The organism is Algibacter sp. YIN40 (assembly GCF_057219435.1).
This window is the reverse complement of the sequence record NZ_JBXVVC010000002.1, coordinates 30,491-49,175: the sequence shown is the minus strand read 5'-3', so window position 1 is coordinate 49,175 and position 18,685 is coordinate 30,491. Positions and strand designations below refer to the sequence as shown.

Genomic DNA, 18,685 nt, shown 5'->3' with positions numbered 1-18,685 from the left:
ACCCATCGCCATTGGAAATATTTGATGACCTTTTAAAATTCACAGTTGTAGATATTATCGATGTCGTACTTGTGGCGCTACTACTTTATTACCTCTACAAACTTGTAAAAGGCACAGTAGCCATCAATATTTTTATTGGAATCATCATAATTTATGGAGCTTGGAGACTTACCGATTTCTTAAACATGGAGCTACTAACAGGTATTTTTGGCGGTTTTATGAAAGTAGGAATCATTGCCCTTATAGTTGTCTTTCAGCCAGAAATCAGGAAGTTTTTGTTGATGGTTGGCTCTACCAATTTTAATAGAAGGCGCAAGTTTTTAAAGCAATTTAGCTTTCTAAAGACTGAAACACTTAATGAAACTGATGTTGATGCTATTATTTCGGCTTGTAGTAAAATGTCGATGTCTAAAACAGGGGCACTTATTGTTTTAGAACGAAACAACAACCTTGATTTTTTATCTTCTTCTGGCGATGAAATGAATATTAAAGTTACACAGCCAATTATTGAAAGTATCTTTTTTAAGAATAGCCCGCTGCATGATGGCGCCATAATTGTTAGTAATAATGTTGTAAAAGCCACCAGGGTTATTCTTCCAGTTAATAACGAAAAAAATATTCCGCAACGCTTCGGCTTACGTCATAGAGCCGCTATTGGTATTACAGAAAAAACAGATGCTTTAGCACTTGTTGTTAGTGAAGAAACAGGACATATTTCATATATAAAAGATGGTGAGTTTGTCGTTTTTGAAGATAACAATCAACTAAACCAATTGATAAAAAACGATTTAGTTTAATGCATTGTAAAAATTGCAATACCTCACTATCAGCACTAAGTGATTACTGCAACACTTGCGGAGGAAAAGTAATTCGTAATAGATTAACACTTAGAAATCTTTTCGAACATTTTGGCGAAACCTTTTTAAATTATGATAATAAATTCCTCCAAACTTTTATTACGCTTTTAACAAAACCTGAGGGTGTTATTGGTTGTTATATTAACGGTACTCGAAAAAAATACGTGAATGTTATTAGCTATTTTGCTTTAGCGCTAACTATTACAGGACTCGAATGGTTTATTTTGAAAAAGTATTTCCCTGAATCTATAGATTTATCTAATCTTACTTTTGGTGCAAGTGATAACATGTCCAATAATATTTTTCAAACAATTCAAGAGAACATGTCCATAGTTATGATGCTCTTTGTTCCAGGATATGCTGTTATTTCAAGGTTGGTTTTTTTTAACCGAAAAGAGTTCAACTATACTGAACACATAGTAATTTTTATGTACATATTAGCTCAACTTTCTATTCTGGGAGCTATTTTAAACCTAGCAGGAGTAATGACTGGCACTTCTATAGGTCAACTTGCTTACATCAATTTACCTTTACAAATTTTGTATTCTGCTTATTGCCTAAAACGCCTGTATAAGCTTTCATTTAAAGACATTGTTATAAGAACGCTTCTTTTTGTTGCTGTATTTTTAATCTTATATATAATTGTCATTATTGCAATTTTAGCAATTATGTTCTTAATTGAAGGACCCGATTTTTTTAAAAATATAATTGAAGCTCAAAAGGCCGCAAAGGAAAGTTAAGCAACTTCCTCTTGCAAAAACTGAACCTCGTACAAATTTTTGTAATAACCATTTGCCTTTTTAAGTAATTCAGTGTGTGTGCCTTGCTCAACAATTTCTCCGGCATCCATAACTAGGATTTTATCAGCTTTTTTTATGGTCGCCAATCTGTGAGCAATGACAATAGAAGTTCTTCCCTTGGTGATTTTATCAGTAGCATTTTGGATTAATTGTTCAGAATATGAATCTACTGAAGATGTGGCTTCATCTAAAACCAAAATACTGGGGTTTGTAACATAAGCTCTTAGAAAAGAAATAAGCTGTCGTTGTCCAGAAGATAGCATAACACCGCGCTCTTTCACATTATAATGATAACCATTTGGAAGCGTTATTATAAAATCGTGTATACCAATATCCTTAGCTGCTTGATGTACCAGGTCCTCAGTAATTTCTGGATTATTGAGTGTAATATTATTTAAAATAGTATCTGCAAATAAAAATACATCCTGCAATACAACCGCAATTTGGGTTCTTAAAGATGACAAAGTAACCTCTCTAATATTCGTGTTATCAACTAAAATTTCACCAGCATTTATTTCGTAAAAACGATTCAACAGATTAATAATAGTCGATTTACCAGCACCTGTTGCTCCAACAATAGCAATAGTTTCTCCTGCATTTACATCAAAAGATATACCTTTTAATACTTCCTCATCTTTAACATAACTAAAATGCACATTTTTAAATTGAATCGTGCCTTTAAAGTGTTCTGCCACATGTATTCCAGTATCGTCAATTTGAGATGTTGTGTCTAGTACTTTAAAAACTCTTGTCGCAGCTACCATTCCCATTTGAAGCGTATTAAACTTATCGGCTATTTGACGAAGCGGTCTAAAAAGCATTGGAATAAACATTATGAAGGCTATTAAATCACCTTCTGAAACTGTGCCTTCCAAAACCACATTTAAACCTCCATACCACGCTACAAGCCCAATGGTTATAGATCCGGATAAATCGGCAATAGGAAAGAAAATGGAATTATACCAAACCGTTTTTAACCATCCTTTTTTATGCCGCTCGTTTATATTTTTGAAATTTTTATACTCAATTGTTTCTCGCGTAAAAAGCTGCAAAATTTTCATTCCCGTTAACCGCTCTTGAACAAATGAATTCAGGTTAGAAACTTCTGTTCTTACTTCTTCAAAAGCTCTCTTCATATACTTTTGAAATATACGTGTTGCATATAATAAGATAGGAAGCATAATAAAAACAATAAGGCTCAACTTCAAATTTATATAAAACATGACACCAAAAACCACAGTCATTGTCAATAAATCTCTAAAAATCATGAATAGTCCTTGACCAAAAATATCAGCAATACGCTCCATATCGGTCACAGCCCTTGTTATTAATACGCCAACTGAGGAATTATCGAAATACTTCATTTTAAATCGAAGTAAATGATCAAAAAGTTTTACCCTCACATCCATGACTAAGTTTTGCCCTAGAAAAGCAGCATAATAAATAAATGATAACTGAAATACTGTTTGCATCATTAACACTGCTAGCAGAATTAAGATGTAAAAAAGAAAATCCTTTGATTCTTTGCTTGCTATACTATCATCAATAGCAAACTTTGTTATATATGGTGTTGAAGCACTTAAACCAGCCAATAAAATTACCAATACAATAAGCCCAAAAAAGACTCCTTTATAAGGCCTTATGTATTGAAACAGTCGTTTAAACAACTTAAAGTCAAAAATATTTTCTTTTTTCTTCGTCATTTATATTTTTATATCTTTTGGATATACAATTTTTGTTAAATATAAGGCATGAGCTGGAACTGAAAAACCTGCTTCACTCCTATTTTTAGATTTTATAATGGTGTGTAAATCTTCTATATTAATTTTTCCTAAGCCTATATTTATCATCGTTCCTACAATAGCGCGTACCATGTTGCGTAAAAATCGGTCTGCCTGAATTACAAAATGAAGTTCATCGTTTTCATAAACCCACTCTGTTTTCATGATATTACAATTATACGTTTTAACATCGGTTTTACTTTTAGAAAAGCATTGAAAATCTTTATACTCTAATAAAACACGTGAAGCTTCTTTCATTTTTTCTAAATCCAAAGCTTGTTTAACATAATAAGCATTATTGTATTCAAAAACATTCTTACTTAGGCTTATTCTATATAAATAGGTCCTACTGAGTGCATCAAAACGTGCATGTGCTTCATCTTTAACTCTAAAAATATTTTTAATAGCAACATCTTCTTTTAAAAATGAATTTAGCTTAAAAATTAGATTTGAAGTTTCAAAAGTTTTTTCAGTATCAAAATGGGCGAACATTTGTTCGGCGTGCACACCTGTATCTGTTCTACCAGCTCCCATTATAGTTGTTTTTTTACCTAATAATGTTGTCAACCCGTTCTCAACAACTTCCTGAACAGAAACCGCATTGGGTTGATTCTGCCATCCATGATAAGCACCACCATTATAAGAAAGCTCTATAAAATATCGCAATTTGTTTAATACTTTTGTAAAAGCGCAAAGATAGATAGTTTTGTGATTCCTTTTAAGAAGGTAATCTTAATTATATATTAAAAGTTTAGGCAGAAATTAAGCATGAAAAAAATACTCCTACTTTCAGACACTCATAGTTTCATTGATGAAGATATCTTAAAATATGTAAAAGAAGCCGATGAAGTATGGCACGCAGGAGATATAGGCGATTTAAAAGTTACCGACACTATAAAAAAATTTAAACCGCTTAAAGGCGTATATGGTAATATTGATGACGCTAAAATAAGAGTCGAGTACCCAGAAAACAACCGTTTTATGTGTGAAGATGTCGATGTCTGGATAACTCATATTGGTGGATATCCAAATGCTTACAACGTTAGGGTTAGAGAAGAGATAAAAGCAAACCCTCCTAAACTATTTATAAGTGGTCATTCTCATATTTTAAAAGTTATGCCAGATAAGAAGTTAAATTTACTTCATATGAACCCAGGTGCGGTTGGAAAACATGGTTTTCATAAAAAACGAACAATGCTACGCTTTACTATTGATGGCAATAAAATTGAAAATTTAGAAGTAATAGAATTTAATAAGAGATAAAAAAGCCCAAGGTTTTCACCTTGGGCTTACGCACTAATACTACTAAGATGTTAGGTTTATCGTAATCTATCTACAGATTTTACAAGATCTTCATCCTTCTTAATGGCCTTATTGGCTAAAGCCAAAAATACGATAGAAATGATAGGAAGAAGCATCCCAATACCTTTCTCAGAAACCGCCGTTTCTCCAGATATATTTAGAGATTGATATACAAAAAATCCTAGTAAAAAAAAGTTTAATATGATGTTAAGTCGTCCCAACATAAATTGTGACTTCCTATTCTTATATCTAAATATGGCTACAATTGACAAGAAAGCTGATACTAAGAATGCAGCAAAAACATAATTAACATCATCGGCAAATACCTTAATATTATTTGATGATATCCATAATTCAAACACATAAATAAGTCCAGCAGAAACACCTGCGGAACATAAAAGATAGATAGTTTGAATACGTTGTAGCATATAATTTTTAAAAACTAGACCGCAAAAATAATAGATTTAATGCTAAAAATTAAAATAAAGTTGTATAATTGCAGTAATAATTCACAACGATCGCAATAACAAGCGGTTATTTCTTCAGAATAAAATCATTTTTTTCAGAATAACTCAAGTTTGTATTCAAAATAAAATATTCAAAATATCCAATTAAACATAAATGTTTGAAATTTCACAATTAAAAGAAAAGAAACTCACTGATTTACAGGAGATTGCAAAAAAATTAAACGTTCCAAAATACCGTTCGCTTAAAAAATTAGATTTAGTATACCAGATATTAGATCAGCAAGCTGCAGACCCGAAAGCAGTTACATCTGTAGTTGCACCAGAAAAACTAGAGAGAAAACCTAGACAGCGTGTACAAAGAGAGGTTCCAGCTAAAAACACTGGTGAGAATAAAGCTAAAGAAACTACGCAGGATAAGCCTAAAGAGTCTTCAGCTCCAGAAGTAAAAGTAGCTGAAGTCGTTACAGAAGAAAAAAAGCCTGTCCATAAGCCTAACCCGCGACCTTCTAATGATAATAATAAAGATGGTCAAAACAAGCAAAACCAAAAAAGAGACAATAACCCTCAACATAAAAACCAGCATAAAAATCAAAAAAACGGCAATGTGGATAGAGGGAATAAAGATGGTAGAAATCGCTATCGCGAGCCAGATTTTGAATTCGATGCTATTATTGAAAGTGAAGGCGTTTTAGACATTATGCAAGATGGTTATGGTTTTTTAAGATCATCTGATTATAATTATTTATCATCACCAGATGATATTTATGTATCTCAATCACAAATTAGATTATTTGGTTTAAAAACTGGGGACACTGTTTTAGGGCATGTACGTCCACCAAAAGAAGGGGAAAAATATTTCCCTTTAATTAAGGTTAGTAAAATTAATGGTCAGAGTCCAAATGTAGTAAGAGACCGTGTGTCTTTTGAGCATTTAACGCCATTATTCCCTCAGGAAAAATTTACCTTGGCCGAAAAACAAAGTACCATTTCTACTAGAATTATGGACTTATTCTCTCCTATTGGAAAAGGACAACGTGGTATGATTGTATCTCAACCAAAAACAGGTAAAACTATGTTGTTAAAGGATGTAGCTAATGCTATCGCCGCTAACCATCCTGAAGTTTATCAAATGATATTATTAATTGATGAACGCCCTGAAGAAGTAACTGATATGCAGCGTAATGTACGAGGCGAAGTTATTGCTTCTACTTTTGATAAAGAAGCACATGAACACGTAAAAATTGCTAATATCGTTTTAGAAAAAGCAAAACGTTTGGTAGAATGTGGACATGATGTTGTAATTCTTTTAGATTCTATTACACGTTTAGCAAGAGCATACAATACCGTGCAACCAGCATCTGGTAAAATATTAAGTGGTGGTGTAGATGCTAATGCCCTACACAAACCTAAGCGTTTTTTCGGAGCTGCTCGTAATATAGAGAATGGAGGATCACTTACAATTATTGCAACAGCACTTACAGAAACTGGTTCAAAAATGGACGAGGTTATTTTTGAAGAGTTTAAAGGAACAGGTAATATGGAACTTCAATTAGATAGAAAAATATCTAATCGAAGAATTTTCCCTGCTATCGACTTGACATCTTCAAGTACGCGTCGTGATGATATTTTATTGGATGCAAACACAATACAACGTATGTGGGTAATGCGTAAATACCTTGCAGATATGAACCCTGTTGAAGCCATGGAATTCATTAATGATCGTTTCAAACAAACAAGAAATAACGAAGAGTTTTTAATTTCCATGAACGGATAATTAAAAACTGTACAAATACTAACTATAACTTTGAAAGCCTTAACCAATAAATTGGTTAAGGCTTTTTTTAAATCAAATTTTATAAATACTCTCTTCTCTATTTAAATTCATTTCTGGGAATAGTAAACAAAAAAGCCTCTCATTTCTGAGAAGCTTTCATATATTTTAAAATTTTAATCTAATTAAAGCGCAGCAATGTGATTTGCTAAACCAGATTTAAGGTTAGCAGCCTTATTAGCATGAATAACATTTTTCTTTGCTAATCTATCTAACATAGAAACTACAGAAGGAAACATTTTTTCAGCTTCTTTCTTATCAGTTAACTCGCGTAATTTTTTAATCGCATTACGAGTCGTTTTATGCTGATACTTGTTAGTTAAGCGTTTTGCTTCGTTACTTCTAATTCTTTTTAATGCTGACTTATGATTTGCCATTTTATTTTTTCTTAATTTTTTAATTGTAGCCCGTAGGGGAATCGAACCCCTCTTACCAGGATGAAAACCTGGCGTCCTAGCCGATAGACGAACGGGCCATTATTTTTTTGAATGCGCAAATATAAATTTTTAAAATCTAAACTTGCAATCGTTTCAAATAACGTACAACGTTTCCATTGCGGATGCAAAAATACAACTATTTTTAAATGTTGCAAGACCTATATAATCTTTTTTTAAAAAAAATTGTTTTGCCTTTATTCTTTAAAAGAATTAATACGCTTTCGCGAACAATACTCTACGTTTAGAAGGATTTCCAGTATAGACACAAACACCTATTTCTTCCTTAGTTTCTAATGGAATACACCTTATTGTAGCTTTAGTTAATTCTTTTATTTTATCTTCTGTTTCTGGAGTACCATCCCAATGTGCCGAAATAAAGCCAGTTTTAGTTTCTAAAACTTCTTTAAATTCATCAAAGTTATCAACCTCAGTAATATGGTTATTTCTAAAATCTAAAGCTTTACTAAACAACGCTTCTTGAATTTCCTTTAATAACCTTTCAATTTTTTCAGATAAACCATCTAAAGCAATCACTTCCTTTGTCAAAGTATCTCTACGTGCAATTTCTACAGTTCCATTGGCCAAATCTCTTGCTCCAATAGCAATTCTCAAAGGCACACCTTGTAATTCGTGCTGCGCAAATTTAGCACCTGGCCTATGCGTAGTTCTATTGTCGTATTTAACCGTAATATTTTTTCCACGTAAGTCACTTAAAATACCATTAGCAACTTCGGTGATTGCATTTAAGTCTTCTTCACTTTTATATATTGGAACAATAACAACTTGGTTTGGTGCTAAACTCGGTGGTAAAACCAATCCATAATCATCACTATGAGTCATAATCAATGCCCCCATTAAACGCGTAGAAACACCCCATGAAGTTGCCCAAACATAATCTTGCTTACCTTCCTTATTAGCAAACTTTACATCAAAAGCCTTAGCGAAGTTCTGACCTAAAAAATGCGAAGTCCCAGCTTGTAATGCTTTTCCATCTTGCATCAAGGCCTCTATACAATATGTTTCTTCTGCCCCTGCAAATCGTTCGCTTTCCGTCTTTAATCCTTGAATTACAGGAATTGCCATAAAATTTTCAGCAAAGGTTGCATAGACATTATTCATTAATGCAGCTTCAGCTAATGCCTCTTGTTTCGTTTCATGGGCAGTATGTCCTTCTTGCCATAAAAATTCTGCAGTTCGTAAAAATAAACGAGTACGCATTTCCCAACGTACCACATTTGCCCATTGGTTGATTAAAAGTGGTAAATCTCTGTAAGATTGAATCCACCCCCTATAAGTATTCCAAATAATAGCTTCACTAGTTGGCCTTACAATAAGTTCTTCTTCCAACTTTGCTTCAGGATCTACTCGTAACTTTCCAGGTTTATCTGGGTCGTTCTGTAATCTATAATGAGTTACAATAGCACATTCTTTAGCAAAACCTTCAGCATTTTTTTCTTCAGCTTCAAATAAACTTTTAGGAACAAAAAGTGGAAAATAGGCGTTTTGATGCCCCGTTTCTTTAAACATTTTGTCCAATTCTGCCTGCATTTTCTCCCAAATAGCATAGCCATAAGGCTTGATTACCATACAACCTCTAACAGCCGAATTCTCCGCTAGGTCTGCCTTGACAACCAATTCGTTATACCATTTCGAATAATCTTCTGCTCTACTCGTAAGTTTTTTACTCATATTATTGTTTTGGCACAAATATTGTGACTAAGTTAAATAGAAAAATAGTTCAGCAAAACTAACTATTTTTGTTATGTTCAACAATTAAATTCTTGAGATATGCAATTAAATAACTACCTAAAAAGAAAAATGCCTTTAATAGCCATTTTTGGATTACTAGTTAGCTTAGTATCCTGTGGCTCTTACCAATATGTGGGCGTTGATAATGATGGTATTTACGGCACTAGCGAAAACACAAATCAGTATGAAGAAGCGGTTGTTGAAATACCAAACCAATCTAATAGCAATTATTATAAAAATTATTTCAGAAATAAATCTTTAGAAGCAGAAAATATTTCTGCCGAAGATGCCATTTTTACTGATATAGATTCGTATGAAAGTGGTAATTATGATGAAGCCGATCCTCTAGCTAATGATTACCAAGGTAATGCTGGTTGGGGTCAAAATAGCAATAATGTTACCATAAATTATATAGATAACGGTTGGAACAACTGGGGTTGGAACACTGGCTTTAATTGGGGATGGAATAATTGGAGATGGAACCGTTGGAACAGATGGGGATGGAATTCATGGGGCTGGAACAGCTGGGGATTCAACGATCCTTTCTGGTGTCCACCTTATTATGGTGGCGGTTTTGGCTGGGGCTGGAATACTGGAATTGGTTGGGGCTACAACAACTGGGGCTGGAATGGCTTATATGGCAATAGATATTATGGTAGAAATTATGCTTATAGTGGTAGTAGAAGAGGCTCTTATTACGGAAGAAACGGGTCTGGTATAAGTAGAAACAGTTCAATATCAAGAAGATCAAGTGTCAATGGACGTAATACAAGAACAAATTCTAAATATTATACTTCTAGACGTAGTAGTGTTGCTTCAAGCACTAACAGGTCTCGTTTAAATTCAAATACAACTAGAAGAAACAATAGCACATATTCGTCACCAAACAACAGGTATAACAGTCAAAATTCTCGAGGTACTTCAACCATGAGACGAAGTCGTTCTGTTACACCTTCTTCTAATTCGAGAGCGCGATCTTCATCATCTACAGCAAGAAGAAATTCTAGTTCGGTGTATAGATCGTCACCTTCATATAATAGAAATTCTTCTTCAAATAACAATTCAACTTACAGTAGAAGAAGTAGTTCGTCTAGCAATAATCGCAGCTACTCACCAAGTAGGAGCAGCAGTAAATCTAGATCAAGTTCTGCTTCAAGATCGTCAAGTAGTAGAAGAAGCTCAGGAGCGTCAACCAGCAGAAGACGCGGATAAAATCATTAAAAATAATAAACTTAACAGATGAAAAAGTTACAAATACTCTTCATAAGCATACTCTCTATGTCTACAATATACGCTCAAGACATTACAGATGCCTTACGTTATTCGCAATATGAAATTCAAGGAACAGCTCGTTTTAGAGCTTTAAGTGGTGCCTTTGGCGCGCTTGGTGGCGACATGAGCGCTGTAAGCATCAACCCCGCTGGATCTGCAGTATTTAGCCAAAGTCATGCTTCCTTTAGTTTATCGAATGCAGAAATTACAAATAACACACGGTACTTTAACGGTTTAGGATCATCAAGTGAATCTAATTTTGATATTCATCAAGGTGGTGCTTCATTTGTTTTTGCAAGTAATAGTAATTCACCATGGAAAAAATTCACCATAGGTGTGGCTTACGAAAGGACCAATAATTTTGATGATAATTGGTTCGCTTTTGGCACAAATACAAATAGTAATAATTTCAACAATACCATTGGAAGTTATTTCTTCGATTATGCACAAGGACTAAGATTAGATGAGATTTCCGCTTTTCCTGGAGAAGGTCTTGGTCAAGCCTATCAAGAAATTGGAACTTCTTATGGTTTTGCCCATCAACAAGCTTTTTTAGGATTTGAGTCTTTTATTATAGATCCCGAAATTGATGCCGATGATAACACATCATATTTACTCAATTTAGGTGAGGGTAATTTCGATCACGATTACACCAAAACCTCAACAGGATACAATGGTAAAATATCTTTTAACGTTGCTGCTCAATATGAGGAAAACCTATACTTAGGATTAAATCTTAATTCTCATTTTATAGATTATCAGCGTTCTATTTTACTTTTTGAGGAAAACTTTAACGGTTCGGATATAGATTTTATTGAGTTCGAAAATAACTTATCAACCACAGGTACTGGCTTTTCATTTCAATTAGGTGGTATTTTAAAATTAAGCCCTGAATTTCGAGTGGGATTAACTTATGATTCTCCAACTTGGTATACTATTGAAGAAGAAACGACGCAATATTTAGGTACTGACGGTATTAATGGATTTATAGAAATAAATCCTCAAGTGGTAAACATATTCCCAGAATATAAAATAAAAACACCTTCAAAAATCACAGGTAGTTTTGCATACATTTTTGGACAACAAGGTTTGATTAGCTTTGATTATTCAAGAAAAGATTATAGCAAAACTGAATTTAGACCGACATCTGACCCAGCTTTTGCAGACGAAAATAATTTTATTAGCACTACCCTAACAGATGCGGCTACATATCGTTTAGGTGGTGAATACAAGCACAAAGAATTTAGTTTTAGAGGTGGTTATCGTTTCGAAGAAAGCCCCTATACCAATGGGCTTACCGTAGGTGATTTAAACGGTTACTCCTTAGGATTAGGGTATAACTTTGGAAACACAAAATTAGATATTACTTATGATCAGTCAGAACGGTCGTTCGAAACGCCACTTTATAGTCTTGGTTTAATTGACACCGTTTCAATTGATAGAACAAATTCTAATATAACTTTATCTTTAAGTTTTAACATATAACAAGAACAACTTCATTATACCAAAAGCTTGAACCTAAAAAATTCAAGCTTTTTCTTTTAATTGTAATAAGAACCATATAAATGAGACTAACAAGCCATATTACAAATTGTTTATTTATGCAAAGTGAAATGCTTATCTTTGCAGACTAAAAACGTTATTTTTTACAGATGAAAATTGAGAATAATTTTGAAGATTTTGACTCTTTAGGAAACGAACATATTGGTACATCGGAGAATACTCCAATGCGCGGTGATGCTTTTAAGCTAAATAATGATGAGAAAATAGACATTATTAAGGATGATGTGCGCCATATCCTTGAAACTCTAGGACTCGATTTAAGTGATGATAGTTTGAATGGTACCCCAAATCGTGTAGCAAAAATGTTTGTTAACGAGATTTTTGGAGGTTTAGACCCTAATAAAAAACCAAGTGCTTCTACTTTTGATAATAAATACAAATATGGAGAAATGCTTGTTGAAAAAAACATTACTGTTTATTCAACCTGTGAGCATCATTTATTACCTATAGTTGGAAAAGCACATATCGCCTACATTTCTAATGGAACAGTTGTGGGTTTATCTAAAATGAATCGTATTGTTGATTATTTTGCTAAACGTCCGCAAGTTCAAGAACGTTTAACCATACAAATAGTTAGAGAACTTCAAGAAGTGTTAGATACTAAAGATGTAGCATGTGTTATCGATGCTAAGCATTTATGCGTGAACTCAAGAGGAATTAGAGATATTGAAAGTAGTACAGTAACTTCTGAATTTGGAGGGAAATTTAAAGATATGGGTACACGTCGCGAATTTCTTGATTACATCAAGCTAGATACTAAATTCTAAATGTGTTTGATGTTTAGTCGTAAAGCCGTAAAGTTGAACAGAAATAATCAACTTATCAACTAAACGACAAACAACTAAACAATATAAACATGCACTTATACTCGTTTGAAAAATTAGAGGTTTGGAAAGAAGCTATTCAACTTGGAGTTAAAACGTATAAAATCACAGACTTATTTCCAAAAGAAGAAAAATTCGGATTAATTTCACAAATGAGGCGATGTTCCGTTTCTGTTTCCTCTAATATCGCAGAAGGAACAGCGCGATTAACAAATAAAGATAAGGCACATTTTATGACAATGGCCTATAGCTCTGCCCTAGAATTGTTAAATCAAGCTATAATTTCAAAAGAACTCGAATTTATTTCCGAAGAAAACTATAAAAATATTAGATTTGAAGTTGAATCTATAACCAACAAGATTAATTCATTACGAAATCATTTTCTAAAGTCCTAACGACTTAACAACTATGCAACTCTACAAAGAACATCAAATTAAATTATATAACTCGCTTACTGGCAAAAAAGAAAACTTCAATCCTATTAACGAAGGTCACATAGGCATGTATGTATGCGGACCTACAGTTTATAGCAATGTTCATTTAGGTAATGTAAGAACCTTTATGTCTTTTGACATGGTTTTTCGCTATTTGAAACATTTAGGTTATAAAGTAAGATATGTTAGAAATATAACGGATGCCGGCCATTTAGAAAATGATGCAGACGCTGGGGAAGATAAAATCACTAAGAAGGCACGCCTAGAGCAAATTGAACCTATGGAAGTGGTTCAGCGTTATACAGTAGATTTTCATAACGTACTTAATACATTTAATTTTTTATCACCAAGTATAGAACCCACTGCAACAGGACATATTATTGAACAGATTGAATTGATAAGTAAAATTATTGAAAATGGTTTTGCTTACGAGGTTAATGGCTCTGTATATTTTGATGTACACAAGTTTGATGAAACAAACGAATATGGTAAATTAAGTAAGCGCAAGCTTGAAGATTTAATACATAATACGCGTACGCTTGACGGACAAAGTGATAAAAAGAATCCGCAAGATTTTGCACTTTGGAAAAAAGCAGAACCCCAACATATTATGCGTTGGCCTTCACCTTGGAGTGATGGCTTTCCAGGTTGGCATCTAGAATGTACAGCCATGAGCACAAAATATTTGGGAGAACAGTTTGATATTCACGGTGGTGGTATGGATTTAAAGTTTCCGCATCACGAATGTGAAATTGCACAAAATGAAGCAGCCAAAGGGGTTAGTCCTGTAAATTATTGGATGCATGCCAATATGTTAGAGTTGAACGGGCAACGCATGTCTAAAACAACAGGAAACACAGTTAATCCTGATGAATTATTATCTGGAAATAACAAATTCTTCAGTAAAGCTTATGCGCCTAGTGTTATTCGATTTTTTAATGCACAATCATCTTACCGAAGCGTCTTAGATTTAACCGATGATGGATTACTAGCAAGTGAAAAAGGATTTTATAGACTCATGGATGCTGTAAATCTTTTAGATAGTTTAAAAGCATCAACAACGTCGTCTATAAATATTCCTGCATGGAAACAGACATGTTATGATGCTATGAATGACGATTTTAACTCCCCTATTTTAATCGCTCATTTATTTGAAGCAGCAAAATATATTAACCAAGTTAAGGAAGGGTCTGAAACGTTATCTACTGATGATTTAAACTTACTAAAAGAAACGATTAACAATTTTGTTTACGATATTTTAGGTTTAGAAAACAACGCTAAAAGCGATTCTGGAACCGATAAACTTTCTGGAGCTGTAGATGTATTAATAAGACTAAGGCAAGATGCGAGAGCAAATAAAGATTTTGCCATGTCTGATAAAATTCGAGACGAACTCGCTGCCGTTGGTATTCAACTTAAGGATGGTAAGGACGGGACAACGTTTAGCGTGAACTAAATGGCTTTGTCATTCCGCACTTGATGCGGAATCCATTTTAAATTAGAACTCAAATTAAGAAGATTCCTGCCTTCGCAGGAATGATAAACACAGATGTTAAAGAAAATACTCATAGCGCCATTTTTGTTTTTGATAAAAGTGTACCAAACGCTTATATCACCGTTAACACCTGCAACCTGTAGATTTCAACCAACTTGTTCACACTACTCTAAAGAAGCATTACAAAAGCACGGATTATTTAAAGGTGGATGGTTGGCTATAAAAAGAATATTCAAATGCCATCCTTGGGGAGGTTCTGGTTATGATCCTGTACCTGATAATAATAAAAAGTAAAAAGCAATTTTTTGAATGTTTCTTTTTAGAGGCTGATTTGGGTGCTTACTTTATGTTTCACTCAAAAAATGCTTTTAACAGTTTATTTTTGGTTGTTAACAAATATATATAAAATTATCCATGAAACGCAAATTTTATCGATAAAATGTATTTTCATGATTATTTACAAGGAATTTCTTTCAAAATCTCTAACACAAATTTCCAATATTTTTGAGCCGATGATATTTGTGCGCGCTCATCGGGAGAATGGGCTCCTTTAATATTTGGTCCAAAACTTATCATATCCATATCTGGATAATTTTGTCCAAGAATACCACACTCCAAACCAGCGTGACAAGCAGCAACATGAGGTTTTTCTCCATTTAAATCTTCGTAAAGTTTAGCCATCACTTTTAAAATAGCCGAGTCCATATTAGGTTTCCATCCAGGATAATCGCCCGAAAGATCTACTTCACAACCTGTGAGTTCAAAAGTAGCACGTAAAGTGTTTGCTAAATCCATTTTAGAACTTTCTACTGAAGATCGTGTTAAACAGCCTACCTTAATATTACCGTCTTTTACAATAACTCTTGCTACATTATTTGAAGTCTCTACTAAACCTGGAATATCTGCGCTCATTCTATACACTCCATTGCATGCCGCATATAAAGCTCTAGTAAACCCTTCTTGTACTCCTAAATCCATTATTTTATCTGGAGTATCTGTTTTAGAAACTGTAATTTCTAAATCGGGTTCCATAGTTTTTAATTCAGTTTTTATAATGTCTGCTTGCAATGCCATTTCTAAGGCAAAAGCTTCCTCATGAACAGCATCAATTACAACTATCGCACTACTTTCTCGTGGTATGGCGTTGCGTAAACTACCACCATCAATTTCAGAAATTCGTAAACCAAAATTTTCAAAACCATCAAACAATAAACGATTCATAATTTTATTGGCGTTACCCAAACCTTCATGAATTTGCATACCTGAGTGACCACCTTGTAAGCCTTTTACTTTAATTTCAAAGCCTATTTTAAATTCGGGAGTTTCTTCTTCTTCATATGTCCTAGTGGCTGTAACGTCTATTCCACCAGCACATCCTACGCCTATTTCATCATCTTCTTCGGTATCTAAATTCAACAAAATACCACCCTCTAACAATCCGCCTTTTAAACCCATGGCACCTGTCATCCCCGTTTCTTCATCAATAGTAAATAATGCTTCAATAGCTGGATGCGGAATATTGGTGCTTTCTAGAATTGCCATAATAGTTGCTACTCCTAGCCCATTGTCTGCACCTAATGTGGTTCCTTTTGCTCTTACCCAATCGCCGTCTACATACATTTCAATACCCTGAGTATCGAAATCGAAATTAGTATCCCCATTTTTTTGATGTACCATATCTAAATGCGACTGCATCACAACTGTGGTTCTGTCTTCCATACCAGTAGTTGCAGGCTTTTTAATGATAACATTCCCAACTTCATCTTCAATAGTTTCTAAACCCAAGTTCTTGCCAAAATCTTTCATAAAAGCGATAACGCGTTCTTCTTTTTTTGATGGTCTTGGAACTGCGTTTAAATCGGCAAATTTATTCCACAATGCTTTTGGTTCTAATAGTCTTATTTCTGAATTCATAATCTTAAAAATCTAGTTGAACAAAGATACATTTTACTTGAGAGGATTAATAAACATTTTCCTATTTTTGATTTATGCTGAAGAAAACAAAATTAGTAATAGCACTAAGTCTAGTTCCGCAATATTTACTTATAAAATTACTTTCAAATTTCCCAGAATTTGTTGAACAGTATTACAGTAATGGATTATATCCATCACTGTCCAAAATTTTTAGATATGTGTTTGGTTGGGTTCCATTTTCTTTTGGAGACGTATTCTATGCTTTAGCTATTATATATGCTATTCGATGGTTTTATAAAAACAGAAAGCGACTAAGAAAGGATACTAAAAATTGGTTTATAGATATTATTGCTGTTATTTCTATTATCTATTTTGCCTTTCATGTTTTATGGGGAATGAATTATCATAGGTTACCATTACACAAGAATCTAAATTTAAAATCGGAATATTCGACCGAACAATTAATAGACGTCACTAATAAGTTAATTGAAAAATCTAATTCAATACACTTAAAAATAGCAGATAACGATACGGTTAAAATAGATTTACCTTTAAGCAAACTTGATATACTTAAGTTAGCACCTAATGGTTACGAAAACTTAAAAGAACGCTTTCCGCATTTAGAATATCACCCAAGAAGTATAAAAAAATCATTATTTAGTTACCCCTTGACATATATGGGTTTTAGTGGCTATTTAAATCCGTTAACAAACGAAGCTCAGGTAGATGGTATTATTCCTGTTTTTAAATTTCCTACTACCACTTCTCATGAAATGGCACACCAACTAGGTTATGCTGCTGAAAATGAAGCTAACTTTATTGGCTTTATGGCCGCCACAAATCATGATAATATTTATTTTAAATATGCTGGATACACTTTTGGTTTACGCTTTTGCCTAAATGAAATTTATATGAGAGACGAATGTTTATTTGAAGACATGGCCGCCGATGTAAATAAAGGCATACTAAAAAACTATAAAGAAACTCGTGAGTTCTGGGAAGCTCATAAAAATCCCATAGAGCCCTTCTTTAAACTTTTTTATGGTAATTTTTTAAAAGCCAATAACCAAGGCAAAGGCATGGAAAGCTACAGTTATGTTGTTGCTTTATTAGTAAACTATATCGAAAATCAATCTTTATAACATTACTCTATCAGTATCGCACCTTCGGGAACTTCAAAAATTTCAGAATTGGGTTTTTCTTTTGAAAGCTTAATGTTTGTAAACTTTAAATCGTTCCGTTTTGTTGTTGGTAAATTATTTTCATAGTTATACCATGTTAAAGTTTCTGGTAACAATAAACCTTCTACAGTTTGCCAATTACTATATCTTATAAAATGCCATTCTTTACTTTTTTCTTTGGTAAAATAAGTTACAGTATAACCTAACCATTCCATTTTATTAGTTTCAGAATCGTAATATAGAATGTATTCGTCTTCTGGAGATTCTCCTACGCCACTTTCGTAAGAAATTTTTATTCCTGGGTATGTTTTACCTTCAAATTCTAAGGGAGATACATCCTCATAAATAATACCATCATCGGCCAAAATAAAAGGCATGGCATAAAAATAGAACATCAAATTATAATAAAATCTGGGGTTCCCTTTATAAGTCGTTGTGTCTTTTGAATGCAACCAAACATCTTCACCATTAAAACCAATAATATGACTAGACATTTCAATTAATGATTTTCTGTTTTTTAAATTGGTTGTAGTAACCTCATTCCCATTAGGTTTTTGCATTGTGAATTCTAAGGAGTTCATGGTGTTCCAATTATCCAAACCACCATGCGAATCAAATATTTTTGTAATATTATCTGGGTATATACTAGTAGTTACATCTAGGTTCTCTTCTGAATAATCTACCGTTGGAGCTGTTTTGTTTTTACAAGCTAATATTAAAATTGCGAAGGTTAAAAGGAGTGCTTTTTTCATTAGAAATATTTAAAACGATTTACTTC

Annotated in this window: 18 protein-coding genes and 1 tRNA gene; 11 read left to right on the top strand and 8 right to left on the bottom strand. The window is 33.4% G+C overall.

Going from position 1 to position 18,685, the window contains the following annotated elements; genetic code table 11:
* Positions 1-11: 11 nt before the first annotated feature.
* Together AC2D6V_RS08010 and AC2D6V_RS08005 are read left to right on the top strand one after the other, a co-directional pair.
* A complete protein-coding gene (locus tag AC2D6V_RS08010; RefSeq protein ID WP_298239130.1) occupies positions 12-797 on the top strand; it encodes a diadenylate cyclase in 786 nt (261 codons plus the stop codon).
* Positions 797-1,597, top strand: a complete 801-nt coding sequence (locus AC2D6V_RS08005) for a DUF3667 domain-containing protein (protein ID WP_484647569.1) — start codon at positions 797-799, stop codon at positions 1,595-1,597. The genes AC2D6V_RS08010 and AC2D6V_RS08005 overlap by 1 nt, the downstream gene beginning before the upstream one ends.
* On the opposite strand, the gene AC2D6V_RS08000 is transcribed toward AC2D6V_RS08005, so the two are convergent.
* Complete coding sequence (locus AC2D6V_RS08000; protein ID WP_484647568.1) at positions 1,594-3,360, bottom strand: ABC transporter ATP-binding protein; 1,767 nt, start codon at positions 3,358-3,360, stop codon at positions 1,594-1,596. The genes AC2D6V_RS08005 and AC2D6V_RS08000 overlap by 4 nt on opposite strands.
* Complete coding sequence (truA, locus tag AC2D6V_RS07995) at positions 3,361-4,104, bottom strand: tRNA pseudouridine(38-40) synthase TruA (protein ID WP_484647567.1); 744 nt, start codon at positions 4,102-4,104, stop codon at positions 3,361-3,363.
* Between the two features lie 102 nt (positions 4,105-4,206).
* Here truA and AC2D6V_RS07990 point away from each other — a divergent pair, with 102 nt between their 5' ends.
* Positions 4,207-4,701, top strand: a complete 495-nt coding sequence (locus tag AC2D6V_RS07990; RefSeq protein ID WP_484647566.1) for a metallophosphoesterase family protein — start codon at positions 4,207-4,209, stop codon at positions 4,699-4,701.
* A 56-nt stretch (positions 4,702-4,757) separates the two neighbouring features.
* Here AC2D6V_RS07990 and AC2D6V_RS07985 read toward each other — a convergent pair whose 3' ends face one another.
* Complete coding sequence (locus AC2D6V_RS07985) at positions 4,758-5,168, bottom strand: DUF4293 domain-containing protein (RefSeq protein ID WP_484647565.1); 411 nt, start codon at positions 5,166-5,168, stop codon at positions 4,758-4,760.
* Between the two features lie 193 nt (positions 5,169-5,361).
* On the opposite strand from AC2D6V_RS07985, the gene rho reads away from it, so the two are divergent.
* The gene (gene rho / locus AC2D6V_RS07980) at positions 5,362-6,981 is read left to right on the top strand and encodes a transcription termination factor Rho (RefSeq protein WP_484647564.1); all 1,620 of its coding nucleotides are present in this window, start codon (positions 5,362-5,364) and stop codon (positions 6,979-6,981) included.
* A gap of 182 nt (positions 6,982-7,163) precedes the next feature.
* On the opposite strand, the gene rpsT is transcribed toward rho, so the two are convergent.
* The 3 genes from rpsT to proS form a co-directional block, all read right to left on the bottom strand.
* Positions 7,164-7,415, bottom strand: coding sequence for a 30S ribosomal protein S20 (rpsT, locus tag AC2D6V_RS07975; RefSeq protein WP_484647563.1), 252 nt, complete (start codon positions 7,413-7,415; stop codon positions 7,164-7,166).
* 26 nt (positions 7,416-7,441) lie between these two features.
* Positions 7,442-7,513 (bottom strand) — tRNA-Glu (locus AC2D6V_RS07970).
* A gap of 172 nt (positions 7,514-7,685) precedes the next feature.
* Positions 7,686-9,164 (bottom strand): proline--tRNA ligase, encoded by a 1,479-nt coding sequence (proS, locus tag AC2D6V_RS07965; protein WP_484647562.1) that lies wholly within the window; start codon positions 9,162-9,164, stop codon positions 7,686-7,688.
* A 99-nt stretch (positions 9,165-9,263) separates the two neighbouring features.
* On the opposite strand from proS, the gene AC2D6V_RS07960 reads away from it, so the two are divergent.
* The 6 genes from AC2D6V_RS07960 (at position 9,264) to yidD (ending at position 15,106) form a co-directional block, all read left to right on the top strand.
* Positions 9,264-10,436 (top strand): hypothetical protein, encoded by a 1,173-nt coding sequence (locus AC2D6V_RS07960; RefSeq protein ID WP_484647561.1) that lies wholly within the window; start codon positions 9,264-9,266, stop codon positions 10,434-10,436.
* A 27-nt stretch (positions 10,437-10,463) separates the two neighbouring features.
* Positions 10,464-11,981 (top strand): OmpP1/FadL family transporter, encoded by a 1,518-nt coding sequence (locus AC2D6V_RS07955; RefSeq protein WP_484647560.1) that lies wholly within the window; start codon positions 10,464-10,466, stop codon positions 11,979-11,981.
* A 167-nt stretch (positions 11,982-12,148) separates the two neighbouring features.
* Positions 12,149-12,826 (top strand): GTP cyclohydrolase I FolE, encoded by a 678-nt coding sequence (folE, locus tag AC2D6V_RS07950; RefSeq protein ID WP_484647559.1) that lies wholly within the window; start codon positions 12,149-12,151, stop codon positions 12,824-12,826.
* A gap of 89 nt (positions 12,827-12,915) precedes the next feature.
* Positions 12,916-13,278: a four helix bundle protein gene (locus tag AC2D6V_RS07945; protein ID WP_298239142.1), complete on the top strand. Its 363-nt coding sequence runs from the start codon at positions 12,916-12,918 to the stop codon at positions 13,276-13,278.
* A 13-nt stretch (positions 13,279-13,291) separates the two neighbouring features.
* A complete protein-coding gene (gene cysS / locus AC2D6V_RS07940) occupies positions 13,292-14,773 on the top strand; it encodes a cysteine--tRNA ligase (protein ID WP_484647558.1) in 1,482 nt (493 codons plus the stop codon).
* 93 nt (positions 14,774-14,866) lie between these two features.
* Complete coding sequence (gene yidD, locus AC2D6V_RS07935) at positions 14,867-15,106, top strand: membrane protein insertion efficiency factor YidD (RefSeq protein WP_484647557.1); 240 nt, start codon at positions 14,867-14,869, stop codon at positions 15,104-15,106.
* Between the two features lie 159 nt (positions 15,107-15,265).
* Here yidD and AC2D6V_RS07930 read toward each other — a convergent pair whose 3' ends face one another.
* Positions 15,266-16,726 carry an aminoacyl-histidine dipeptidase gene (locus AC2D6V_RS07930; RefSeq protein ID WP_484647556.1) on the bottom strand — a complete coding sequence of 487 codons (1,461 nt, stop codon included), beginning with the start codon at positions 16,724-16,726 and terminating at the stop codon, positions 15,266-15,268.
* Positions 16,727-16,800: 74 nt separating this feature from the next.
* On the opposite strand from AC2D6V_RS07930, the gene AC2D6V_RS07925 reads away from it, so the two are divergent.
* Positions 16,801-17,868: a DUF3810 domain-containing protein gene (locus AC2D6V_RS07925; protein WP_484647555.1), complete on the top strand. Its 1,068-nt coding sequence runs from the start codon at positions 16,801-16,803 to the stop codon at positions 17,866-17,868.
* 2 nt (positions 17,869-17,870) lie between these two features.
* On the opposite strand, the gene AC2D6V_RS07920 is transcribed toward AC2D6V_RS07925, so the two are convergent.
* A complete protein-coding gene (locus AC2D6V_RS07920) occupies positions 17,871-18,659 on the bottom strand; it encodes a DUF6503 family protein (RefSeq protein ID WP_484647554.1) in 789 nt (262 codons plus the stop codon).
* Positions 18,660-18,685 lie beyond the last annotated feature (26 nt).